The sequence below is a fragment of the Streptomyces sp. NPDC005799 genome (assembly GCF_040630525.1).
GTDB classification, from domain to species: Bacteria; Actinomycetota; Actinomycetes; order Streptomycetales; family Streptomycetaceae; genus Streptomyces; species Streptomyces griseorubiginosus_B.
In genome coordinates, this window is the sequence record NZ_JBEXXQ010000058.1 from 42,779 (window position 1) to 64,553 (window position 21,775).

Annotated in this window: 23 protein-coding genes and 1 pseudogene; 16 read left to right on the top strand and 8 right to left on the bottom strand. The window is 72.3% G+C overall.

The window, feature by feature from the left end; genetic code table 11:
• Positions 1-2: 2 nt before the first annotated feature.
• From ABZ453_RS40625 to ABZ453_RS40670, 10 genes are all read left to right on the top strand, one after another.
• Positions 3-1,217, top strand: coding sequence for an acyl-CoA dehydrogenase family protein (locus ABZ453_RS40625; RefSeq protein WP_359023391.1), 1,215 nt, complete (start codon positions 3-5; stop codon positions 1,215-1,217).
• The gene (locus ABZ453_RS40630; protein ID WP_359023393.1) at positions 1,214-1,990 is read left to right on the top strand and encodes an SDR family oxidoreductase; all 777 of its coding nucleotides are present in this window, start codon (positions 1,214-1,216) and stop codon (positions 1,988-1,990) included. The genes ABZ453_RS40625 and ABZ453_RS40630 overlap by 4 nt, the downstream gene beginning before the upstream one ends.
• Positions 1,987-2,754, top strand: coding sequence for an SDR family oxidoreductase (locus tag ABZ453_RS40635; protein WP_359023395.1), 768 nt, complete (start codon positions 1,987-1,989; stop codon positions 2,752-2,754). The genes ABZ453_RS40630 and ABZ453_RS40635 overlap by 4 nt, the downstream gene beginning before the upstream one ends.
• On the top strand, positions 2,751-3,590 hold the full coding sequence (locus ABZ453_RS40640; RefSeq protein ID WP_359023397.1) for an enoyl-CoA hydratase-related protein: 840 nt from the start codon (positions 2,751-2,753) through the stop codon (positions 3,588-3,590). The genes ABZ453_RS40635 and ABZ453_RS40640 overlap by 4 nt, the downstream gene beginning before the upstream one ends.
• A 616-nt stretch (positions 3,591-4,206) precedes the next feature.
• Positions 4,207-4,833 carry a TetR/AcrR family transcriptional regulator gene (locus ABZ453_RS40645; RefSeq protein WP_208785009.1) on the top strand — a complete coding sequence of 209 codons (627 nt, stop codon included), beginning with the start codon at positions 4,207-4,209 and terminating at the stop codon, positions 4,831-4,833.
• 98 nt (positions 4,834-4,931) lie between these two features.
• Positions 4,932-5,282, top strand: a complete 351-nt coding sequence (locus tag ABZ453_RS40650; protein WP_359023399.1) for a nuclear transport factor 2 family protein — start codon at positions 4,932-4,934, stop codon at positions 5,280-5,282.
• Positions 5,279-5,659: a hypothetical protein gene (locus ABZ453_RS40655; protein WP_359023401.1), complete on the top strand. Its 381-nt coding sequence runs from the start codon at positions 5,279-5,281 to the stop codon at positions 5,657-5,659. Before ABZ453_RS40650 ends, ABZ453_RS40655 begins: the two co-directional genes overlap by 4 nt.
• A gap of 9 nt (positions 5,660-5,668) precedes the next feature.
• The gene (locus tag ABZ453_RS40660; RefSeq protein WP_359023403.1) at positions 5,669-5,989 is read left to right on the top strand and encodes an EthD family reductase; all 321 of its coding nucleotides are present in this window, start codon (positions 5,669-5,671) and stop codon (positions 5,987-5,989) included.
• A gap of 82 nt (positions 5,990-6,071) precedes the next feature.
• On the top strand, positions 6,072-7,604 hold the full coding sequence (locus tag ABZ453_RS40665; protein WP_359023404.1) for a class I adenylate-forming enzyme family protein: 1,533 nt from the start codon (positions 6,072-6,074) through the stop codon (positions 7,602-7,604).
• Positions 7,601-8,653, top strand: a complete 1,053-nt coding sequence (locus ABZ453_RS40670) for an MBL fold metallo-hydrolase (RefSeq protein ID WP_359023406.1) — start codon at positions 7,601-7,603, stop codon at positions 8,651-8,653. The genes ABZ453_RS40665 and ABZ453_RS40670 overlap by 4 nt, the downstream gene beginning before the upstream one ends.
• A gap of 9 nt (positions 8,654-8,662) precedes the next feature.
• Here ABZ453_RS40670 and ABZ453_RS40675 read toward each other — a convergent pair whose 3' ends face one another.
• The 3 genes from ABZ453_RS40675 to ABZ453_RS40685 all read right to left on the bottom strand — a co-directional run bounded on the left by ABZ453_RS40675 (position 8,663) and on the right by ABZ453_RS40685 (position 11,617).
• Positions 8,663-9,412 (bottom strand): glucose 1-dehydrogenase, encoded by a 750-nt coding sequence (locus ABZ453_RS40675; protein WP_359023408.1) that lies wholly within the window; start codon positions 9,410-9,412, stop codon positions 8,663-8,665.
• Between the two features lie 35 nt (positions 9,413-9,447).
• Positions 9,448-10,281, bottom strand: a complete 834-nt coding sequence (locus ABZ453_RS40680; RefSeq protein ID WP_359023410.1) for an SDR family NAD(P)-dependent oxidoreductase — start codon at positions 10,279-10,281, stop codon at positions 9,448-9,450.
• A 97-nt stretch (positions 10,282-10,378) separates the two neighbouring features.
• A complete protein-coding gene (locus tag ABZ453_RS40685) occupies positions 10,379-11,617 on the bottom strand; it encodes a SpoIIE family protein phosphatase (RefSeq protein WP_359023412.1) in 1,239 nt (412 codons plus the stop codon).
• Between the two features lie 199 nt (positions 11,618-11,816).
• Between ABZ453_RS40685 and ABZ453_RS40690 the strand changes: the two genes are divergently transcribed.
• The 4 genes and pseudogenes from ABZ453_RS40690 (at position 11,817) to ABZ453_RS40705 (ending at position 16,335) form a co-directional block, all read left to right on the top strand.
• On the top strand, positions 11,817-13,037 hold the full coding sequence (locus ABZ453_RS40690; RefSeq protein WP_359023414.1) for a 4-hydroxybenzoate 3-monooxygenase: 1,221 nt from the start codon (positions 11,817-11,819) through the stop codon (positions 13,035-13,037).
• Positions 13,038-13,115: 78 nt separating this feature from the next.
• Entirely contained in the window at positions 13,116-14,474 is a 1,359-nt protein-coding gene (locus tag ABZ453_RS40695) for a hypothetical protein (RefSeq protein WP_359023415.1), read from the top strand.
• A pseudogene (locus tag ABZ453_RS40700) lies at positions 14,471-15,163 on the top strand (PAS domain-containing protein); the annotation flags it as partial. The gene ABZ453_RS40695 and the pseudogene ABZ453_RS40700, both read left to right, overlap by 4 nt.
• Positions 15,164-15,351: 188 nt before the next feature.
• Positions 15,352-16,335 carry a threo-3-hydroxy-L-aspartate ammonia-lyase gene (locus tag ABZ453_RS40705; RefSeq protein ID WP_359023417.1) on the top strand — a complete coding sequence of 328 codons (984 nt, stop codon included), beginning with the start codon at positions 15,352-15,354 and terminating at the stop codon, positions 16,333-16,335.
• Here ABZ453_RS40705 and ABZ453_RS40710 read toward each other — a convergent pair.
• Positions 16,330-16,725, bottom strand: coding sequence for a nuclear transport factor 2 family protein (locus ABZ453_RS40710; protein ID WP_359023419.1), 396 nt, complete (start codon positions 16,723-16,725; stop codon positions 16,330-16,332). The two genes, ABZ453_RS40705 and ABZ453_RS40710, sit on opposite strands and share 6 nt — an antisense overlap.
• A 133-nt stretch (positions 16,726-16,858) precedes the next feature.
• On the opposite strand from ABZ453_RS40710, the gene ABZ453_RS40715 reads away from it, so the two are divergent.
• Positions 16,859-17,221, top strand: coding sequence for a cupin domain-containing protein (locus ABZ453_RS40715; RefSeq protein WP_356770543.1), 363 nt, complete (start codon positions 16,859-16,861; stop codon positions 17,219-17,221).
• 32 nt (positions 17,222-17,253) lie between these two features.
• Here ABZ453_RS40715 and ABZ453_RS40720 read toward each other — a convergent pair whose 3' ends face one another.
• From ABZ453_RS40720 to ABZ453_RS40730, 3 genes are all read right to left on the bottom strand, one after another.
• Positions 17,254-18,225, bottom strand: a complete 972-nt coding sequence (locus ABZ453_RS40720; RefSeq protein WP_359023422.1) for an NAD(P)-dependent alcohol dehydrogenase — start codon at positions 18,223-18,225, stop codon at positions 17,254-17,256.
• A 120-nt stretch (positions 18,226-18,345) separates the two neighbouring features.
• Entirely contained in the window at positions 18,346-19,701 is a 1,356-nt protein-coding gene (locus tag ABZ453_RS40725; protein ID WP_359023424.1) for a VWA domain-containing protein, read from the bottom strand.
• Positions 19,698-20,555, bottom strand: a complete 858-nt coding sequence (locus tag ABZ453_RS40730) for a MoxR family ATPase (protein WP_359023442.1) — start codon at positions 20,553-20,555, stop codon at positions 19,698-19,700. Before ABZ453_RS40730 ends, ABZ453_RS40725 begins: the two co-directional genes overlap by 4 nt.
• 136 nt (positions 20,556-20,691) lie before the next feature.
• Here ABZ453_RS40730 and ABZ453_RS40735 point away from each other — a divergent pair, with 136 nt between their 5' ends.
• Positions 20,692-21,261, top strand: coding sequence for a TetR/AcrR family transcriptional regulator (locus ABZ453_RS40735; protein WP_359023426.1), 570 nt, complete (start codon positions 20,692-20,694; stop codon positions 21,259-21,261).
• 149 nt (positions 21,262-21,410) lie between these two features.
• Here ABZ453_RS40735 and ABZ453_RS40740 read toward each other — a convergent pair whose 3' ends face one another.
• Positions 21,411-21,752 carry a hypothetical protein gene (locus ABZ453_RS40740; protein WP_359023428.1) on the bottom strand — a complete coding sequence of 114 codons (342 nt, stop codon included), beginning with the start codon at positions 21,750-21,752 and terminating at the stop codon, positions 21,411-21,413.
• Positions 21,753-21,775 lie beyond the last annotated feature (23 nt).

Genomic DNA, 21,775 nt, shown 5'->3' on the forward strand with positions numbered 1-21,775 from the left:
CCATGGATTTCGCACTCTCCCCTCGGGCCGACGAACTCCGTTCGCGCATGGCCGCGTTCATGGAGGAGTACGTCCTGCCCGCCGAGCCGGTCCACGACCGGCAGCTCGCCGAGGCCGACGACCCGCATGAACTGCCGCCCGTCATGAGGGAGTTGAAGGAGAAGGCCCGAGCCGAAGGGCTGTGGAACCTCTTCCTCGCACACGGAGACTGGGGCGCGGGCCTCACCAACCTCGAGTACGCGCCGCTCGCCGAACTCGCCGGACGCTCGGTGATCGGGCCCGAGGTGTTCAACTGCTCCGCCCCCGACACCGGCAACATGGAACTGCTCGCCCTCTTCGGCACGCCCGAGCAGCACGAGCGCTGGCTGCGACCGCTGCTCGCCGCCGAGATCCGGTCGTGCTTCGCCATGACCGAGCCCGAGGTGGCCAGCTCCGACGCCCGCAACATCCGCACGCGGATCACGCGGGACGGCGACGAGTACGTCGTCAACGGGCACAAGTGGTACACGTCCGGAATCCTCGATCCGGACTGCCGGCTGATCATCCTCATGGGCGTCACCGACCCGGACGCGCCGACGTACCGGCAGCAGAGCATGCTGCTCATCCCGCGCGACACCCCGGGCATCACCGTGCTGCGTGATCTCCCCATGTTCGGCTACACCGACCGCTGCGGCCACGGAGACGTGCTCTTCGAGGACGTGCGCGTGCCGGTCTCGGCGCTCCTCGGCGGTGAGGGCGAGGGATTCGCCCTGGCACAGGGGCGGTTGGGGCCGGGGCGGATGCACTACGCCATGCGGGCGGTCGGATTCGCCGAGCGGGCACTGGAGTTGATGTGCCGCCGGACCCTGACCCGCACCGCATTCGGCGGCAGGCTCGCCGAACAGGGCGTCGTACGGGAGTGGATCGCCCGCAGCCGTATCGAGATCGAGCAACTGCGGCTGCTGGTCCTGAAGTCGGCCTGGCTGATGGACACCTCGGGCAACGCGGCCGCCCGGACGGAAGTCGCCGCGATCAAGGTGGCCGCGCTGGAGGTCGCGCACCGGGTGGTGGACCGCGCGGTCCAGGCGCACGGGGCCGCGGGGGTCAGCGACGACACCGTCCTGGCCCGGCTGTACGCCATCACCCGGGCTCTGCGGATCGCGGACGGACCGGACGAGGTGCATCTGCGGACGGTGGCACGGCGTGAACTGGCCAAGTACCCGGAGGAGTCGGCGTGAACGGACGACAACTGGACGGCCGGGTCGCCGTCGTCACCGGCGGCTCGCGGGGTATCGGCCTCGGGATCGCCAAGGCGTACCGGGAGGCGGGCGCCCATGTGGTCATCGCCTCCCGGAAGGCGGACGGGCTGGCCGCCGCACGCGAGGAACTGCTGCGGATCAAGGGGGACGGCGAGGTCCACGAGGTGGTCGCCAACGTCGGCGAGCCCGAGGACGCCGAGGCCTGCGTCGAGCAGACCATGTCCCGCCTGGGCCGACTCGACGTCCTGGTCAACAACGCGGCCACCAACCCCTACATGGGCGACCTCCTCGGCCTCGACCTGCCGCGCGCAGAGAAGACCGTACGGGTCAACCAGTACGGCATGCTCGCCTGGACCCGGTACGCGTGGCAGGCGTGGATGAGCGAGCACGGGGGAGCGGTGGTCAACATCGCCTCCGTCGGCGGGCTGATCGTCGATCCGCACATCGGCTGGTACAACGCCACCAAGGCCGCCATGCTGCACATGACTCGGCAACTCGCCTACGAACTCGGGCCGATGGCGCGTGTGAACGCCATCGCGCCCGGACTGATCAAGACGGAGCTGGCCCGCGCCGTGTGGGAGCCGCGCGAGCCCATCCTGACCGCGAGGCTGCCGCTGCGCAGGCTCGGGACGGTGGAGGACGTGGCGCACGCCGCCGTCTTCCTGGCGTCCGATGCCTCGGCCTGGATGACGGGACAGACCCTGGTCCTCGACGGCGGGGCGACCGTGCTGCCGATCGGGGTGGACGCGTGACGCCCGCCGATCTGTTCTCGCTGCGGGGGCGCACGGCCGTGGTCACCGGGGCCTCCTCCGGGCTCGGGGCCCGGTTCGCCACGGTCCTCGCGTCGGCCGGCGCCAGCGTGTTCGCCGCCGCCCGGCGACCGCACAAACTCAAGGAACTCGCCGCCGACGACCCGCGCATCCACCCCGTCGTCTGCGACGTCTCGCGCGAGGAGGACCGCGTCCGGCTGATGGGGACCGCGCTCGACGCGACCGGCCGGATCGACGTCCTGGTCAACAACGCGGGCGCGCCCGGCGCCGTACGCGCGCAGGACGAGAGCGCGGAGGACTTCGCGGGGGTGCTGGACGTGAACCTGGTGGCGCCCTTCCACCTCGCGCGGCTCCTGGCCGAGGCGCCGGTTGCGGTCGGCGGCCGTACCCGCTCGGTCGTGAACGTCTCCTCCGTCCTGGGGCTGGTCTCCGGCGCGCCGCTGGGAGGCGCGGCCTACGCTGCGTCCAAGGCCGGGCTCGTCGGGCTGACCCGGGAGCTGGCGGGACAGTGGGGGATGTCGGGGGTGCGGGTCAACGCGCTCGCACCCGGCTGGTTCCGCTCGGAGATGACGGACGAGCTGTTCTCCGACGACCGCTCTCGGCGCTGGGTCGAACGCGGCACCATGCTCGGACGCGGCGGCGAGCGGGGCGAGCTGGACGGGGCGCTGCTCTATCTGGCCTCGGACGCGTCCTCGTACTGCACCGGGCACGTGCTCACCGTGGACGGCGGGTGGACGGCGCGATGAGGGTTACGGTCGAGGTCGACGACGAGGGGCTGGCACGGGTCGAGATGTGCCGGGAAGCGGGCAACGCCATCGATCTGGCGATGGCCCGGGCGCTGCTGGAGGCCGCGCGGGAGTGCGAGAAGGCGCGGGTCCGGGCGGTGCTGCTCACCGGGCGAGGGCGGTCCTTCTGCGTCGGCGGCGACCTGAAGGAGTTCGCCGGGCTGTCGGGCGGCCGTCTGGCGGAGCATCTCACCGAGGTCACCGACGCGCTCCACGGGGCGTTGCGCCTTCTCGCCGGCCTGGACGCTCCGCTGGTGGTCGCCGCGCAGGGGGCCGTCGCGGGGGCGGGGCTGGGCCTGCTCGCGGCGGCGGACGTCAGCCTCGCGTCGTCCGACGCGGGTTTCACTGCCGCCTACACCGCGATCGGGTACACGCCGGACGCCGGGGTCAGCTGGGCCCTGCCCCGACTGGTCGGACCCCGGCGGGCACTGGACCTGCTGCTGACGAATCGCCGCGTGACGTCCGAGGAGGCGCTGCGGCTGGGGCTGGTCGGCCGGGTCGTCGCCCCGGAGCGGCTGACCGAGGAGGCCGTGGGGACGGCCAGGGCCCTGGCCCGTGGAGCCACATCGGCGTACGGCGTGACCCGACGGCTGGTCACCCGGGCACTCTCGGCCGACCTCGCCGAACACCTCGACGAGGAGTCCCGCCACCTCGCGGCCGCGGCGGCGTCGGCGGAGGGCAGGGAGGGCGTGGCGGCGTTCGTCGCGGGACGCCGACCGGACTTTCGGGGGCTCGATGGGGGCGGGGCCGAGTCTGGGGGGCGGGACTTCCCGGGGGCCGAGGACCGTGTCATCTGACGGGGCACGGCGAGGGGCATGGTGCCGGCGTCGGGCCGCGACCGGCAGCAACGCCGTAGCGCGGCGCTCGCTGGCGACCGGGGTGGGCGGCGTGCGGTGGTGATGTCGTGGGGTCGTGTCCGGTGGCGACCGGGGTGGGCCGTGTGCGGTGGCGGTGTCGTGGGGCGGCGTGCGGTGGCCGTGCCCTCCCGGGTGGCCCCCGGAAGGCGGCCTTTTCCGGCGGCGCTCGAGGCCACGCCCTCCCCCGGCGGCGGCCTGATCCGCACCGGTGGCGGCTCCGCGACGCGGGCTCGCCCGCTGCGCTCGACCCGCTCGTGGGGTCGGCGCCGCCCGAGTCCGCCTCAGCCGACGTTTGAAACGCCCCGCCCGCAGCCGCAGCGCCTGCTACCGGCACCCCGGCCCCCGAAAGCCGGCCCGAGTGCCCCGCGCCCAGTGCGCTCAACCGCGTACCCCCGGCCCAGAAACCCGACCCCGGCGCCCTGCCCCAGCGCCCTTCCCCGCGCCCCCGGCGCGCGCACACCCCGCCAGATCCCGATTCGTGACCGACTTGAACTTGGGTCTACTCTCGGACGACCGGGCGGTGATCGGAATCGTCCGTGGAGGAGAGGGAGAGGCGATGGCGAGGGCGCGGATCGTGGATCCGGAGGAGGGGCCCAGGTCGAAGCGCGGCGCGATTCTCGTGGCCGCCGTGGAGCGGTTCGGCGAGGACGGCTACGAGAACACCAAGTGGTCGGAGGTGGCCGACCGGGTCGGCATCGGGCAGACCGCTCTCTACCACTACTTCGAGTCCAAGGCCCACTGCCTGCTCACCATCATGCGCCTCGAACTCCAGCGCTCACACGACCAGTTCGTCGAGGCCACGAAGGACGAGACGGAACCGGTGGAGGAACTGCGCGCCGCCGTGCGCACCGCCTTCGCCGTCACCGAGCAGGAGATCCGCCAGATGCGCATCCTGCAGGCGAACATGTCGCTGCTCGCCACCCCGCGGAAGTCCAAGCGCGAGGAGACCGAACGCGTCGCCGCCCGTCAGCTGGTGCAGATGGTCGAGCGGGACTGGACGAACCTGCTGATGCGCGGCATGTCCAAGGGCGCCTACCCGGTCCGCGACGCGCACACCCTCGGCCTGGCCGTCCTCGGCATGATCGTCAGCGTCTGGCGCTGGTACCGCCCGAGCGGGGCGATCCCCCTGTCGGAGATCAGCGAGATGATCGAGGGCTGTGTGGTGCGGATGGTCGCGGAATAGGCCGCGGCCCCGCCCCTTGTCGGCGGCGGGGCGGCTGCCTTACAGTCAAACTGAACTGAACTCAGGTTGTTTATGGCGCTGAGGGAGAGCGATCGGCAATGGTGATTCGCGAATACATGGCCCGGATGGACGGCCAGGACCCCGACAAGGCACTCGAACTCCTGGAACCGGGATTCCGGTTCCTCATCTCCCTCCCTGGCAGTCAGCACACCGGCACCTCCCGCGAGGACTTCATCGCATACCTCGCCGGCCGCCACGCGGTGGACCGCCGGCATGAGATCGTGCGGTACACGGTCGACGGGGACGTTGAGACGGCGTACGGCTTCGTCGTCGATGAAGGCGTGAAGACCGGGGCCTTCCTCTCCGCCGCGCAGGTCTCGCCCGCCGGCCTGATGGCGCGCTACCAGTCCTTCTTCACCCCCGACTTCGACCTCGTGGACCGGCCGTGAGCGCGCCGGCCACCTCCGCCGCCCCGTTCCTGACCACCTGGTTCGGGATCCTCGACAGCGACGACGCCGACCGCATCCTGGACCTGATCAGCGAGGACTTCTCCTTCTCGATCCTCTTCTCCACCGGGGGCGACGCGGGCACCGACTTCCACGGCGGACGGGCCGAGATGGAGGGCTACCTCGCCCAGCGCGAGGTGGGCGTGCGCACCCACCATCTGCTCACCGCGTCCGCGGTCGGCCGGGACGAGCTGTATCTCGGCGAGGTGCGCAGGTCGGGCGCACCGGAGGCGACCTTCGTGGCCTCGGCCCGGCTGGACGACGACGGCAGGGTACGGCGGCTGCTGATCGGGCGCTCGCCCGCGGTCCTGTTCACCTGAGGAGGCACGATGTACAACCTGGTCCTGCTGGCCGCCCGGCCGCCCGAGTGGACCCACGAGCGGTTCATCGCCTGGTGGCGCGGCGATCACGCCGAACTCACCCGGCGGCTGCCCGGTCTCAGATCCTGGCGGCACACCGACCTCGACGCCGCCCTCGAACCGCGCTCGGAGGGCTGGGACGGCGTGTCCGTGCTGAGTTTCGACACCTCCGAGGACCTGCGCACGGCACTCCGGAGCCCCGAGTGGGCGGCGGCCGTCGCCCAGGTCGGCGACATGCGCGGACGCCGGATCGCCGTCATGGGCGGCGAGATGGAGATGTACGGCGGCTGAGCACGCCCGGGGCGCGTCCCCGGGCCGACCCCGCCCACCCTCCTACGCGCGGTGGGCCCTTCGCGACGAGGCGAGGAAGCGGATGCGACAGACAGTGCGGGAGTTCCAGGAACGGTCCGAAGAGGCCGACTTCACGGCCGTCGTCGACGATCACGGACGTCACGGCGCGCGCGACCTGCTGCGGCGGGCGAGTGAGCTGGCCGAGGCGATGACCCCGGGCGGCACCCCGGGCGGCACCGTGCTGCTCCAGGCCGACAACTCGTGGCGCACGGTCGCCGCGACGCTCGCCGTCGGACTGACCGGCGGGGTCCTGGCCCTGGTCAACCGGCACACCACCCGCGCCGAGTTCGCCGCCGCCCTGGAGGACATCCGGCCGGACGTCCTGATCGCCGAACCGTCGGCGATCGAGGACTGGGGCGGCGCGGCAGCGCTGCCGGGCGCGCCGGCCACGGCGGCTCTCGACGGCTGGACCGTCCTGGCCGACCGGGGCCCGCGCGATGTCTCCCGGTGGTCCGGTGGAGCCGTCATCGGTCTGACCTCCGGCTCCACCGGACGTCCCAAGGGTGTCGTCCAGTCGGAGAGCGCCCTGCGCTACGCATGCTCGTGCACCGTCGAGGTCAACGGTCTGCGCGAGGGCGACGCGGTGGCCGCCGTCGTCCCGCTCTCCTCCACCGCCGCCTACTGCTTCGGGGTCTGCCTCGCGCTGATGCTGGGCGGGCCGCTCGTGCTGTCCGGGCGGTGGGATCGCGAGGAGGCGCTCGCGCGGATGGCCGCCCATGACGTCCGGTGGACGATGTGCGTGCCCACCATGGCCCTCCAGATGGGCTCCGCGGCCGCCGGTTCCAAGGTCCTCGACGGGGTCCGCTCGATCACCGTCGGCGGCGGCCCCATGGACCGCGGCGCCCTCGCCCGTGCCGAACGCTCCCTGGGGACGACGATCCTGCGCGTCTTCGGCATGTCGGAGTGTCTCGGCCACACCTCGCCCCGGCCCGACGACCCCGAGGAGGTCCGCCTCGGCCGCGACGGACGGCCCTTCCCCGGCACCGACCTCCGGGCCGTGGCCGCCGACGGCACCGTCCTGGGGCCCGGCGCGACCGGTCGCGCCCAGGTGCGCGGCCCGTCCCTCTTCCTCGGCTACGCCCGCGACGGCAAGGTCGAACCGCCGACCCTCACCCCGGACGGCTTCTTCCCCACCGGCGACCTGCTGATGACCGCCGAGGACGGCACGGTCACCGTCATGGGCCGGGAGAAGGACGTCATCATCCGCGGCGGACGCAACCTCGACATCACCGAGATCGAGCGCGCCGTCGCCGCCCACCCTGCGGTGGCGCGCGCCTGCGTGGCCCCCTTGCCCGACCCGCTCCTCGGCGAACGCGCCGCCGTGCTCGTGGTGGTGGAGGACGGACACGACGGACTCGGCCTCGACGAGATCACCGCGCACCTCGCCCGCACCGGCCTGTCCAAGGCCAAGTGGCCGGAGTTCCTCTTCACCGTCCACGAACTGCCGCAGACCACCGTCGGCAAACTCGACCGCTCCGGGGCCCGTGCGCTCGTCCACGACCTGCACGCGGGGCTCGCCCCCCACCCCGAACCGCACCGCCGAGGAGATGCATGACCACCCCCACGACCCACACCCCCCGTTTCGACCGCGGCCGTTGGGCGCACGCCGGACCCGAGTCCGTGGGACCCGGCGTCCACCGCATTCCGCTCCCGCTGCCGGACGACGGACTGCGCGCCGTCAACGTCTACGCGCTGGAGGGGCTGACGGAGGGGCTGGTGCTGGTCGACGGAGGGTGGTCGATCCCCGAGTCCCGCACGGCACTTGAGAACGCGCTGGGCGAACTCGGTCACGACCTCGGCGAGATCAGCCATGTCCTGGTGACCCACATCCACCGGGACCACTACACCCAGGCCGTCGAACTGCGCAGGCTGCTGGGCTCCCGGGTCTACCTCGGCGCGGGCGAGCGGCGGGGCCTGGAACTGCTGGGCGAGTTGCGCACCGACGAGCCGGTCGGCTCGCTGGCGACCCTGCGCCGGGCCGGTGCCCACGAACTCGCCGAGCGGGTCGCCGCGATGTACGACGGAGACTTCGACGCCACCGTCTGGGAGGCACCCGACCGCTGGCTCCAGGCGGAGGAACTCCACTTCGGGGACGTGCGCCTGACGGTCATTCCGACCCCTGGCCACACCCAGGGCCATGTCGTCTACCTCGACCGGGCACGCGGACTGCTCTTCTCGGGTGACCACGTCCTGCCGCACATCACCCCCTCCATCGGCTTCGAACTCGGCGGCCCCGCGCTGCCGTTGGGCGACTACCTCGACTCACTGCGGCTGATGACCACACTCGCGGACGCCCGACTGCTGCCCGCGCACGGCCCGGTCGGCGACAGCGTGCACACCCGGGTCGGGGAACTCCTCGCCCACCACGACGACCGTCTCGCCGAGACGCTGGCCGCCCTCGACGGCCGTACCCGGACCGCGTACCAGGTGGCGGGGGAGCTGGGATGGACCCGCCGAAGGGTCCCCTTCTCGAAGCTCGGAGCCTTCGACCAGATGCTCGCCGTCAACGAGACGGCGGCGCACCTGGACGTGCTGGTGGCCCGGGGAAGGGCCGACCGCACACGGACCGACGAGGTCAACCGGTATACACCCGTGGGTGGTTGACGGGTCCGCTCACCGGGCGGTCCAGCCGCCGTCGACGTAGAGCTCGGATCCGGTCATGAAGCTCGACTCGTCCGAGGCGAGGAAGGCCACGGCGGCCGCCACCTCCTCGGGTGTGCCGAGCCGGCCGAGCGGCGTCCCCTCGAGCATCGCGGTCAACCGGGGCGTGCCGCGCCACAGTTCGCGCGAGCGCGGTGTCTCGATGAACCCGGGATGCAGGGAGTTCACCCGGACGCCCCGCTTCGCCCAGTGCAGCGCGGCGTTCTTCGTCATCAGACGTACGGCGCCCTTGGCCGCGTGGTACGAGAACTGGGCGCCGAACCCGCCGACCGTGCCGAAGATCGACGCGACGTTGACGATGGAACCGCCGCCGGCCCGCTCGATGGACGGCCCGGCGTGTTTCATGCCGAGCCAGACACCGGTCTGGGTCACCCCGATGACCTGCTCCCAGGTCTCCACGGTCTCGGTCACGACGGTGTTCATGGCGGCGATGCCGGCGTTGTTCACCAGCACGGACAACTCGCCCCGCCGGGCGGTCGTCTCGGCGACGGCCTCCTGCCAGGCCGCCTCGTCCGAGACGTCCAGGGCCATCCCCAGGGCGCCGCCCCCTACCTCCTCCGCGAGCTTCTCGCAGCGGTCGGCGTCGAGGTCGGTCACCACGACCGCCGCGCCCTCGGCCGCGAGCCGGCGCACGACGGCGTCGCCGATGCCTCCCGTGGCACCGGTCACCAGCGCGGTCTTTCCTGCCATCCTGGAGCGCATCGGATTCCCCTCGCGTCTCGGCGTGTCGGTGGTGGTCAGTTCCGTACGCCTCGCCAGGCGAGGGCCCCGCCGTCGATGACGTACGACGACCCCGTGATGAACGCGGCGTCGTCGGAGGCGAGGAAACACGCCAGCGCGGCGACCTCCTCCGGGCGGCCGAGCCGCTCCACCAACTGGGGCGCGGTCAGCTCGCGTTCGGCGGCTTCGGGATCCGCGGCGGCGGCGAGGAAGTCCCGGGTGAGCCGCGTCTCGATGACACCGGGACAGAAGCAGTTGCAGCGCACCGGCGCCAGGTCGACGGCGGTGACCTTGGTCAGATGGATGACGCCGGCCTTGGTGACCCCGTAGGCGGGCGCGTTGGCGAAGCCGGTGACGCCGGAGACGGAGGCGGTGTTGACGATGGCGGGCCCGCGCGTGGAGCGGCGCAGAAACGGCGCGGCGAACTTCGTCGTCAGCCACACCGCCTTGAGGTTGACCTCGTAGACCGCGTCCCAGACCTCCTCCGGGAGGGAGTCGACACCGCGGTCCGGTGCGGTCGTGAACGCGGTCTCGATCACCCCGGCGTTGTTGACCAGGACATCCAGTCCGTCGAAGCGCTCAGCGGCCCGCGTGACCATGCCGGCGATGTCGTCGCGGACGCGCAGATCGCAGACGATCGACTCCGCGCGGGCCCCGGCGGCGCGCACCAGGGCCGCGGTCTCGGTGACGGTCTCCGCCTCGCGGTCGGCGACGGCCACGGCGGACGCGCCCCGACGGGCCAGCTCCACGGCGATCGCCCGCCCGATGCCCTGCCCCGCGCCGGTGACCAGCGCGGTCCTGCCGTCCAGGGAACCCACGGGTGCGCCCTCCCGCATCACGAGTCGTGACATGAACTGAACTAGTTTCAGTTTATCTGAGTCTACGGTCGGCTGAGCGGGGGCGACAAGCCCCGGGCGGACTGAACCCGATTCCGGCCGTGGCGGCGACTCAGAGCCGCAGGACGACCAGGGCGGTGTCGTCGGTGCTGCCGGTCGCGGGGAGGAGGTCCGCCAGCAGGGCGTCTGCCAGGGGCTCCGGGTCCGCCTTGCGGTGGCGGACGAGGGAGTCGGCGAGGCGGGCCAGACCGACGTCGATGTCCTCGTCACGCCGCTCGATCAGCCCGTCCGTGTAGAGGACCAGGGTGGCGCCCTCGGTGAAGGACGCGGTGGCCTGGGAGCGGGGGAGATGCTCCGGGCGAGCGCCGAGCGGCGGGTCGGTGGCCTGGTCCAGGAAGGTCACGGTGCCTTCGCGGTCCACCAGGGCGGGCGGCGGATGACCGGCGCTGCTGTAGGTGATGGTGTGGCTGTCCCAGTCGACGAAGGTATTCACCGCCGTCGTCGACTCGGCGCCCTCGACGTAGCGCGCGTACAGCCCGAGCGCGTCCAGCGCCTGCGCCGGGCCCTCCACGACCCGGGACGCCGAGCTCAGCGCGCTGCGCAGCTGTCCCATGATGCACGCGGCCGCGAGCCCGTGGCCGACGACGTCACCGACGGCCAGCGCGATCCGGTCGCCCTGGGTGGGCAGGTCGACCAGGTCGTACCAGTCGCCGCACACGTTCAGCGCGCCGATGGCGGGCCGGTAGCGCACGGCCGTCCGGTGCTGCTCGATCGGCTGCGGGGCGGGCAGCAGCGCCGCCTGCAGGGCCAGCGCCACCTCCCGCTCCCGGGCGTGCGCCTGGCGCAGACGTTCGTTGACCTCCTGCAGCTCACGCGCCCGCGTGTAGAGCTCCGCCTCCAGCACACGGGCCTGACGGTCACTGCTGCCGGTGCCCCCGCGGGCCCGGATGAGCTCCGTGACCTCCTCCACCCGGTGCGCGATGAGGGCAACTTTCCCGTCCGGGCCGAGGATGGGCGCGTTGACCGGGCTCCAGTAGTGCTCCTGCCAGTGCCCGGGCCGCTCCGGGTCCTCGATGTCGTAGCGCTGCAGGGCCATCGAGTCGCGCTCGCCGGTGGCGACCGCACGCTGCATCGAGGCCTTCACGTCGCGCATGCCGGCGGCCGCCGGGTCGTTCGGGTTCTCCGGGAAGACGTCGAAGATGTAGCGGCCCACCAGCTGCTCGCGGGTGCGTCCGGACAGGCGCTGGAAGTCCTCGTTGGCGTCCGCGTACACCAGGTCGGGAGTCAGCAGGGCCACCATGCCCGGGAGACCTCGGAAGACCGCCGCGTAGTCGATCTGCGGTTCCGTCATGCACTGCCTGCCTCGCCCCGAGCCGTTATATGAGTGATTTTCCACGATAGAGGGGAAAAGGCCGCAGGGGTGAGAGAGTGCGCCGTCCGGGGTCCGCAGGTTGACGCGGTGACGGCGGAACCCGGCGGCCGTACTCACCCGGCCGTCCGCCCTCCTGGGATCGGCCCCGCTCGGCTACCCTGACCCAGGAGGTGGCCAAGTGGCTGAAAACGAGCGGGAGTTGGCGGAGTCGACCACCGTGGTGGTGATCGGCGCGGGGCCCGCCGGCATGACTGTCGCCAACCTGTTGCGGCGCAGCGGCGTCGACTGCGTGGTTCTGGAACGGCGCAGCCGGGAATACGTCGCGCAGCGGCAGCGGGCCGGCATCGTGGAGACCCAGGCCGTGCGGATGTTCGACTCCTGGGGGCTGGCCGACCGGGTCCTGGGCGGAGTCCCGTACGACGGCATCCTCGAGTTCCGGGTGGATGGCGAGCGTCACTTCGTGTCCGACGGCGACGGCTCCGACGGCCCGGCCGCCCAGCTCTGCCCCCAGCAGGTCCTGGTCCAGAAACTCACCGCCCACTATCTCGCCGACGGCGGCGACCTGCGCTTCGAGGCGGCCGACGTCTCCCTGCACGACCTGACGGGCGAGCGCCCCACCGTCCGCTACCGCGCCCCCGACGGCACGCTCCACGCCCTGACCTGCGCCTTCGTCGCCGGCTGCGACGGTGACCACGGCATCAGCCGCGCCACGGTCCCCGCCGGCGCCCTCACCGCCCACGCCTTCGACCACGGCATCGGCTGGCTCACCGTCCTCGCCGACGCACCGCCCCCGGCCCACCCCCTCCTGGCCGTCAGCCCCCAGGGCTTCGCCGCGCACTTCCCGCGCGGCCCGCGCAGCAGCCGCTACTACCTCCAGTGCCCGCCCGACGACCACCCCGACGCCTGGTCCGACACCCGCGTCTGGGACGCCCTGCGCACCCGCCTCGGCGACCCGGCGCTGCCCTCCGGCCCGATCACCGACCGGGAGATCTTCCGGCTGCGCAGTCTCGTCCACGACCCGATGCGGTACGGCCGTCTCTTCCTGGTCGGCGACGCCGCGCACATCGTCTCCCCGATGGGCGGCAAGGGCATGAACCTCGCCCTCTACGACGCCGACGTCCTCGCCCACGCCGTACGGGACTTCGTGCACGACCACGACGACACCGGCCTGCGCGCCTACTCACGACGCTGTCTGCGCCGTGTCTGGAACGACCAGGAGTTCTCCCACTGGCTGACCCGCACGGTCCACGACGCGGGCGACGACACCGACGCCGGGCCGTTTCTGCGCCACCTCGCCCGCGCCCGCCTCGACCGGCTCTTCACCTCACAGGCCGCGGCGGGCGCTTTCGCGGAACTCATGACGGGCCTTGATCCGGAGGCCAATTCCGTCGGTTCCTGAAAACGCCGAACGCGCTTTTCCCGGCCCCCGTGATCTTTCCGGGGGGCCATTGTCAGTGGTACGTCCTACTCTCGCCATATGACCTACAGCGTCTGGCACAGGGGCCTCGGTATCACGCTCGATCTGACCGAGGCCGATCTCGGGCACCCCGAATACCCCCGGCTGCTCGACGAGATCTACGGCAATTACCAACCGGATCTTCTCTACTGCCTGGAAGCCCATGAGGACGAGGGCTTCATCTGCCCCGGCTTCATGACCATCCGCAAGGTCAACGGCCGTCCGCACGCGATGCATGTGGCAAAAGGGGAACGTCCCGAGACGAAGGCGGAAAGCGATCTCCACAAGGCGCTGGAGGAATACACGGCAGAGGTCGCGTCGGGCGAGGGATTCCGTGTGACGCGACCGGCGGCGGGCGAGCACGGAAAGGGCCGCGTGGACGTCACCGTGGAGGGCGCCGACAGCCACCGGCTCGCCTACGAAATCCAGCTCGCCGCGATAGCGGGCGGTTCCGTCGACGACCGCACCCGGATGGCGCGCCGGGCGGGGCTGACCCCGCTGTGGCTGGTCAACAACGAGAACGCGATACCGATCGACCGCGCCCCCTGGGCCCGGCTGAACGTGCAGAGCTGGCGCGACGTCACCGACCGCGCCGCCCTCCCGGTGCGCGGCGGGATCAAGCAGTTGCACATGTCCCGCTGCGACTGGAGCAACCCGGTGCCCTGCCCCCAGCAGGGCGCGGGCCGCTGCGGCGGCCGGCACGCGCTGTGGGAACCGGTCCGGGGTCTCTACTACGAGGACGTCATCCGGCGCACCGCCACCGGTGAGCTCGTCTCCCTGTACCTGCCCCGTCCCGCGGGCCGGCGCGGCTGGCACATGTGGGTCACCCCGAACGACAAGGAGGAGTTCCTCGAGGGCCGGCCCGAACCCGTCCCGGGCATGGTCGTGCCGACGGCTCGGGCCGCGACCGGCGCGGAGCGGCGCCCGGAGGGGGTCGCCGGGGGCGTGCGGGCCGAGCTGACCGGGGCGCTGGACGACGAGCGGCCCATCGACGCCTCGCTGTGGCACACCGAGCCGGGACCGTCCGAGTTCTCCCGCCCGTTCGTCGTGGGGGAGTTCGTCATACCGGGTGATCTGGTCGCCGCCCGGCGCACCTTCACCCGGGCCCTGGAACACGCCGCGGACATCGCCGCGCATCTGCCGAGCGGCGCGGACATCGCGGCGGGCCGCGCCGAGATCACCGGCGAACAGCGGGAGCGACTGGCGGACGCGCGGGAGCGGTGCCGGCGCATCGCCGAGGAGATGCACACACACCCGTGGTGGGAGACGGTCGGCGACCGCCATGCCGCCCGTGACGCGCTGACGTACGCCGCGACCCATGACAGCCCATCGTCCTGGACTGTTCGTCCAGGAGTTGGACCTGTAGTCTACGGTTCGTGACGGATGACACCGACGACGCGGACGACACGGGCGAGCGGGCCCTCGGCGCCGAGCGGGATGCGATCCTCACGGCGCTGCGTCCGGTCGTCGAGGGGATCGCGGCGACCTTCGGACCGGTGTGCGAGGCGGTCCTGCACGACTACCGCCACCCGGAGAACTCGGTCGTGGCCGTCGCCGGTTCGGTGACCGGGCGGACCGTGGGCGGCGCGATGAGCGAGATCGGCCTGCGCGTCCTGGCCCGCGGCGACCGGGCCGAGGACGAGCTGAACCACGTCACCCGCACCCGCTCCGGCACGCTGGTCAAGGCGTCCACGATGGTGCTGCGCGACTCCACCGGAGCGGTCTTCGGCGCCCTGTGCCTGAACGTGGACGTCACCGCCGTCCAGGAGGCCCACGCCCTGCTCGGCGCCCTGTCCGGAGTCGCCGCCGGCGCGGCCGACGCGCCGGTCACCACCTTCGGCAACGACATCGACTCGGTCGTCGATGCGCTTCTCGACGCTCACCGGATCGGGCGCAACCGCCCCTGGGCCGCCCTTGACCGCGCCGAACGCCTCGACCTGTTCCGCGCCCTCGACGACCACGGCGTCTTCGCGGTGCGCCGCGCCGTCGAACAGGTCGCCGGGCGGCTCGGCATCTCCCGAGCCTCCGCGTACAGCTATCTCTCCCAGACCCGCGCCGCCACCGCCCCGACGACCGCTGCAGGCCACGCGGCCCGCGCTGTCACAGCTCCGACGTCCGCTGGACGTCCCGGGATCCGCGGTGTCGCCGCTCCGACGACCGCTGCAGCCCCCGCGGTCCGCGGTGCCGCCGCTCCGACGTCCGCTGGAGGCCCTGCGGCCAGCGCTGCCACCGCCCCGACGACCGCTGGAGACCCCGCGTGACGACCACCACCCCGCCCGTCACCCTCGACACCGTCCGCGACGCGGCGGCCCGGCTCCGGGGTGTCGCCCATCGCACGCCCGTCCTGCGCTCACGCACCCTAGACGCCCTCGTCGGCGCCGAGGTCCACCTCAAGTGCGAGAACTTCCAGCGCGTGGGCGCCTTCAAGTTCCGCGGCGCCTACAACGCCGCCTCCCGGCTCACCCCCGAGCAGCTGGCCCAGGGCATCGCCGCCTATTCCTCCGGCAACCACGCCCAGGCCGTCGCCCTGGCCGCCCGTGAACTGGGCACCTCGGCCGTCATCGTCATGCCCGAGGACGCCCCCGCCTCCAAGCGGGCCGCCACGGCGGGCTACGGCGCCGAGATCGTCACCTACGACCGCTACACCGAGGACCGTACCGCCGTCGCCGAAGCCCTCGCCGACGCACGCGGCCTCGCGCTCATCCCGCCCTACGAGCATCCCGACGTCATGGCGGGACAGGGCACCGCCGCTCTCGAACTCCTGGAAGAAACAGGAGAGTTGGACGCACTGATCGTGCCCGTCGGCGGGGGCGGACTGATCGCCGGGAGCGCCACGGCGGCCAAGGGCGTCAGCCCGGGCATCCGGGTGACCGGCGTCGAGCCGGAGGCCGGGGACGACACCAAACGGTCCCTGGACGCGGGCCGACGCGTCACCATCCCGGTGCCGCGCACCATCGCCGACGGGCAGGCGCTGGAGACGCCCGGCGAGCTGACCTTCTCCGTCAACCAGCGGCTCGTCGACGGAATCGCTCTGGTGTCCGACGACGAGATCAGCGCGGCGATGCGTTTCGCGTTCGAGCGGCTGAAGATCGTCGTCGAGCCGAGCGGCGCCACCGGGCTGGCCGCGTTGCTCGCCGGGCGGGTGGATGCGCTGCCCCGCCGGGTCGGTGTCATCGTCTCCGGCGGCAATGTGGACGCCGACCGTTTCGCCCGGCTGTGCGGCCGGGCGGCGACGTCATGACCAGAACTCGTCGCCCCGTTCGAGGTCCTCGACACACTCGTCGAGATCGGTGATCTTGTCCCCGACGATCCGGAAGACGATGCCTCCGTCCTCGTCGATCCGCTTGTCGCCGCGCTGGGCGGTGACATGGTGCATGGAGACGGCATGGCCGCGGCCGTCCACCAGGATGTTGCGCAGTTCGACCTTGAAGGTGCCGCCCGTCTCCTCGTAGAGCCGGCGGTAGTAGTCGAGGATCGCGTCGATCCCCTTGCAGTCGCCCGAGAGCTGGTGACTGCCGGGCACGTGGTGCGTGGCGTCGTTCGTCATCATCGAGCGGAGGGTGTCCATGTCTCCGCGTGAGAAGGCCTCGTAGCCCGTGCGGACGAGTTGTGCGTGAGGGTGTTCAGCCACGGTGATCGCCACCTTTCTGGTGGTTCGGCGATTGCGGCTTCCAGGCGTCATTCTGCGCTCACCCGAATGGCGGTGTCGACCGCACGGGCGGACGATGGTGGCGTGGGCAGGGATCGCAATGCAGGGAGCCGACATGATTGAGATCAAGGCCATCGACAAGCCCGACGAGCGGCGCGACTTCCCGCGCGGACACCTCGAAGCGGTGCACATGTCCGGGCTGGACTTCGCCGTCGGCACCTTCGAACCCGGCTGGCGCTGGTCCGAGTCCGTAGGTCCCATCGCCGGAACGAAGAGCTGCGAGGTCCACCACAACGGGTACTGCGTCTCCGGTCGGATGCGGCTGCGCATGGACGACGGCGCCGAGCAGGAGGTCGGACCGGGCGACGTGTTCGTGGTGACACCGGGCCACGACGCCTGGGTGGTCAGCGACGAGCCGTGCGTGGTCTACGACTTCGCGGGCCAGATGGCGACCGAGTACGCGAAGGCGAAAGGCTGAAGGGCCGGGACCGACCCGCGGGGTGGAGCCGCTCACACGCTGATGACGATCTTCGCGCGGGCGTGCTCCACCTCCAGGTGGCGAATGGCCTGAGCCGCCTCGCTGAGGGGGAACACCCGCTCCACGACAGGGGCGATCTTCCCGGACTCGACCAGCCTCCGCAGCTCGGCCAGGTTCGCCTTGCTCTGCTTCGCCGGGAGTTCCACCAGCCGTTGGCGCGCGAAGGGGGCGATGGCCCGGCGCTTGAGGAACAGTCCCATCGGCCCGACGAAGCTGCCGCCCTCGTACATGCCTCCGCCGGACAGCACGAGGGTCCCGGTGGGAGCCAGGGCGCGCCGGAACTCGGCCAGGGAGCGGTTTCCCACCAGGTCCAGAACGACGCCGTACGGTCCGCCGCGGGTGAAGTCCTCCTGGGTGTAGTCGATGACGTGGTCCGCTCCCAGCGACCGGACCAGATCGACGTTGCGGGTGCGGCACACGGCCGTCACGTGCGCGCCGTACGCCTTGGCGATCTGAACGGCGAACGTGCCGACGCCGCCGGAGGCACCGTTCACCAGCACGGTGTCGCCGGGATCCACCTGGGCCACGTCCCGGATGCCGATGAGCGCGGTGTTGGCCGCCAGCGGGACCGCGGCCGCCTGCTCGAAGGTGAGGTTGGCGGGCTTCACGTCCACCGTGCTCTCCGGGGCGCACACGTACTCCGCGAACGCGCCGTCGGCCTCGCCGAAGACCTCGTCCCCCGGCTTGAGCGACGTGACCCCGGCACCCACCGACTCCACCCGCCCGGCGAAGTCGCGGCCCCTGATGCCTACCCTCGGCCTCCGCAGGCCCATCATGGGACGGGCCAGCTTCGGGTCGCCGTGCAGGAAATGCCAGTCGTAGGCGTTGACCGAGGCCGCGTGCACCCGCACCAGCACCTCGCCGTCGGCGGGCTCCGGCCGTGGCGTCTCCCCGTACTCCAGCACGTCCACCGTTCCGTAACGGTCCTGCATGATCGCCTTCATCGCATCCCCCTCCGCCACCGGCGAGCGTAGGGAATCGGAGCCCCGGGCGACATAGGGGAGATGCCCTAGTTCTCGGGAGGGAGCCCGCTGCCCGGGCCGAACCGCCGGGCCACCGGCTGCTCAGACGGGCAGCAGCCGGCCGACCAACGCGCCGAGCTGGCGGGCGTTGCGGCACTCGTGCATCTCCACGAGTTCGGCGTACTCCGGTGCCGCGGAGTCTCCGGTGCCCCACTGGGCGCGCGGCTCGGGGTTCAACCAGTAGACGCGGCGGGCCTGTTCCCCGATGTGGCGTACGGCCGGCAGGTTGGGGTCGCTCATGTTCGTCCGGGCGTCACCGAGCACGAACACCGTCGTGCGAGGGCCGACCGCGTCGCCGTAGCGTTCCGCGAACTCGCCCAGCGCGACGCCGTAGTCGCTGCTGCCGTGCCAGCCCGTGAGGGTCGCCTCGGCCCGGATGCGGGCGCCCAGGCCCTCCGCGTCCGCGGCGCCGTGCTCCAGCAGTCCCGTCACCTCGTCGATCCGGTTGACGAAGGCGAACACCCGCACCTTGCTGAACTGGTCGTGCAGCGCCTGCACCAGCAGCATCGTGAAGTCCGAGAACCCCGACACCGAGCCCGACACATCGCACAGCAGCACCAGTTCGGGCCGGACCGGACGGCGCTTGCGCAGCACCGGCTTCATCGGCACCCCGCCCGTCGACAGTGACCCGCGCAGCGTGCGCCGCAGATCGATGCTGCCCCGCGCGGCCCGGCGTCGGCGCGCCGCGAGCCGGGTGGCGAGCTTGCGGGCGAGCGGCTGCACCGTCCGGCGCAGTTCGGCCAGCCGGTCCTTGCCGGCGTAGAGGAAGTCGACCCGGTCGGGGGTGGTGGCCACCGCGCGCCGGGCGAGCTGGTCCCGGTCGCGCCGCTCGGCCACCCGCCGACGCGCCTCCGCCGCCGCCAGCCGCCGGAAGGTCTCGATGCGCCGCCGGATCTCGTCGTCGAGCAGCCGGTCGGTGAACCCCGAACCGCCGCTCGTGGCACGGACGTCGTCCCGGACTCGGGCGAACAGCGTCTGCGGGCGCAGCCGTTCCAGCGTCTGGTACGACGACCAGCCGTCCGACCCCGGCGCGGTGCCGTACCCGCCGAAGCCGTCGACCGCCTCCGCCGCCAACCGCCCCAGCAGGGCGAGATCGTCGGCGGCGAGGGCAGCGGCGAGACGGTCGCGCAGGTCGTCCCGGTCCGTCGGCCCGGTCTCGGGCGCGCCGATGCCGCGCGGGAAGTACAGGTCGAAGACCGGGTCGAACACCTGGCGTTGCGCCGGGCCGTGCAGCAGCGTCGCCGCCAGCCCCTCCCGCAGCAACTCCCGGTCCGTCAGACCCAGTTCGGCGACGGCCTGCGCCGCGTCCACGGTCTCGCCGGTGCCGATCCGCATACCGTGCGCCCGCAGGGCCCCGACCAGGGAGGTCAGCCGGTCCGCGACGCCCGGCGCCGTCACACCGCGTCCAGGTCGAGCTTGGCGGCGGCCTTGAGGACGTCGTCCTGGTGCTTGAGGAGCACACCCAGCGTCTCGCGGACGACGCTCTCCTCCAGGGTGTCGGCGCCGAGCGCGAGCAGGGTGCGCGCCCAGTCGATGGTCTCGGAGACCGAGGGGACCTTGCGCAGGTCCATGGCGCGCAGCGCGCCCACCACCCGGACCACGGAGGTGGCCAGCGCCTCGTCGAGGCCGGGCACCTTCAGCCGTACGATCCGGCGCTCCAACTCCTCGTCCGGGAAGCCGATGTGCAGGAACAGACAGCGGCGGCGCAGCGCCTCGGACAGCTCACGGCTCGCGTTGGAGGTCAGCACGACGAAGGGGCGCCGGGTCGCGGTGATCGTGCCCAGCTCGGGGACCGTCACCTGGAAGTCGCTGAGCACCTCCAGGAGCAGGCCCTCCACCTCGACGTCGGCCTTGTCGGTCTCGTCGATCAGCAGCACCTTGGGCTCGTCGCCGCGGATCGCGGTCAGCAGCGGGCGCGTGAGCAGGAACTCCTCGCTGAAGATGTCGGTGCGCGTCTCGTCCCAGGTCTCGTCGCGGCCCGCGCTGATGCGCAGCAGCTGCTTGGCGTGGTTCCACTCGTACAGCGCCCGGGACTCGTCGACGCCCTCGTAGCACTGCAGCCGGACCAGCCGTGCCCCGGCGACCTCGGCCACCGCCTTGGCGAGTTCCGTCTTGCCCACCCCGGCCGGGCCCTCGACCAGCAGCGGCTTGCCGAGCCGGTCGGCGAGGAAGACGGTCGTGGCCACGGCCGGTGAGGCGAGGTAACCGGTGGCGGCGAGACGCGCGGAGACGTCGTCGACGGACGTGAACAACGGGGCCTCCAGGTGGGCGACGATACCGGGCCTACTATCTAAGCGCTTGTTCACCGCTTGTGTCACCCCGGAATCCGCAGCTCCTGCCTGTATACCGATCGGTTTCCCCCGCTGGTTCCGGAGGTACGCTCCCCGTATGGCCACGACAGACAAGGCGTCCACCAGGGATCGGCTGCTCGACGCCGCCTCCGAGCTCTTCTACCGCGACGGTGTCTCCATCGGCGTGGAGGCGCTGTGCCGGACGGCCGGAGTGTCGAAGCGGTCGATGTACCAGCTTTTTGCCGGCAAGGACGAGGTCCTCGCGGCCAGCCTGGAGCGCCGCGCGCCCGGCTACGCGGCCCAGCTCACCCCCGGCCCCCAGGACGCCGACACCCCACGGGAACGCATCCTCTACGTCTTCCGGCAGGTGGAAAGGCTCTCCGCCGAGCCCGAGTACCAGGGCTGCCCCTACCTCGCCGCCCTCGTCGAGCTGAAGGACCCCGAGCACCCGGCGAGCGTGGTCGCCCGGGAGGCCAAGCTGCATCTGCAGAACGCTTTCCGCGCCCAGGCGGAGTCGGGCGGCGCCGCGGATCCCGCCCTCCTCGCCCGCCAGCTGATGCTGGTCTTCGACGGCGCGAGTGCCCGCGCGGGCGCCCGGATCGAGACCCTGGGCGGCCTGACCACGGCGACCGTGACGACCTTGCTGGACGCGGCCGGCATGCGCTGAGCGCTCCGCTGGAAGTGTCGGACGCGTCGTCGGCCGTCCGCGGCGCCGTCGTGGCCGCTCGCGCAGTTCCCCGCGCCCCTCGGGGACGCTGCCCAACCGCAGCGGGCTTCACCAGGTCCGCTCAGCGCAAGGGGCGGACGCCGAAGCGGTCACCCGCAGCACCCGAGCCGGTGGGGACGCCGAAGCGGCCGCCCGTAGCGCCGCGCCCGGTGGGGACGCCGAAGCGGCCACCCGCAGCACCGAGCCGGTGCGGACGCCGAAGCGGTCACCCGCAGCACCGAGCCGGTGCGGACGCCGAAGCGGCCGCCCGTAGCGCCGCGCCCGGTGGGGACGCCGAAGCGGCCGGCCGCAGCACCCGAGCCGGTGCGGGCGCCGAAGCGGAAGCGGCCGCCCGTGGCACCGGGCCCAGTGGGGACGCCGAAGCGGTCACCCGCAGCACCGAGCCGGGCGCGTGCGCCCATGGCCGTCACGATCAGTCCCCCGGTGCCCACCGCCCGGCACCTGACTGTCAGTG

Excerpts from the sequence above, each read along its gene's own strand:
- ABZ453_RS40625 (WP_359023391.1), top strand. The coding sequence starts at position 3 with ATGGATTTCGCACTCTCCCCTCGGGCCGACGAACTCCGTTCGCGCATG.
- ABZ453_RS40640 (WP_359023397.1), top strand. The coding sequence starts at position 2,751 with ATGAGGGTTACGGTCGAGGTCGACGACGAGGGGCTGGCACGGGTCGAG.
- ABZ453_RS40645 (WP_208785009.1), top strand. The coding sequence starts at position 4,207 with ATGGCGAGGGCGCGGATCGTGGATCCGGAGGAGGGGCCCAGGTCGAAG.
- ABZ453_RS40650 (WP_359023399.1), top strand. The coding sequence starts at position 4,932 with ATGGTGATTCGCGAATACATGGCCCGGATGGACGGCCAGGACCCCGAC.
- ABZ453_RS40660 (WP_359023403.1), top strand. The coding sequence starts at position 5,669 with ATGTACAACCTGGTCCTGCTGGCCGCCCGGCCGCCCGAGTGGACCCAC.
- ABZ453_RS40665 (WP_359023404.1), top strand. The coding sequence starts at position 6,072 with ATGCGACAGACAGTGCGGGAGTTCCAGGAACGGTCCGAAGAGGCCGAC.
- ABZ453_RS40670 (WP_359023406.1), top strand. The coding sequence starts at position 7,601 with ATGACCACCCCCACGACCCACACCCCCCGTTTCGACCGCGGCCGTTGG.
- ABZ453_RS40675 (WP_359023408.1), bottom strand. The coding sequence starts at position 9,412 with ATGCGCTCCAGGATGGCAGGAAAGACCGCGCTGGTGACCGGTGCCACG.
- ABZ453_RS40680 (WP_359023410.1), bottom strand. The coding sequence starts at position 10,281 with ATGTCACGACTCGTGATGCGGGAGGGCGCACCCGTGGGTTCCCTGGAC.
- ABZ453_RS40685 (WP_359023412.1), bottom strand. The coding sequence starts at position 11,617 with ATGACGGAACCGCAGATCGACTACGCGGCGGTCTTCCGAGGTCTCCCG.
- ABZ453_RS40695 (WP_359023415.1), top strand. The coding sequence starts at position 13,116 with ATGACCTACAGCGTCTGGCACAGGGGCCTCGGTATCACGCTCGATCTG.
- ABZ453_RS40715 (WP_356770543.1), top strand. The coding sequence starts at position 16,859 with ATGATTGAGATCAAGGCCATCGACAAGCCCGACGAGCGGCGCGACTTC.
- ABZ453_RS40720 (WP_359023422.1), bottom strand. The coding sequence starts at position 18,225 with ATGAAGGCGATCATGCAGGACCGTTACGGAACGGTGGACGTGCTGGAG.
- ABZ453_RS40735 (WP_359023426.1), top strand. The coding sequence starts at position 20,692 with ATGGCCACGACAGACAAGGCGTCCACCAGGGATCGGCTGCTCGACGCC.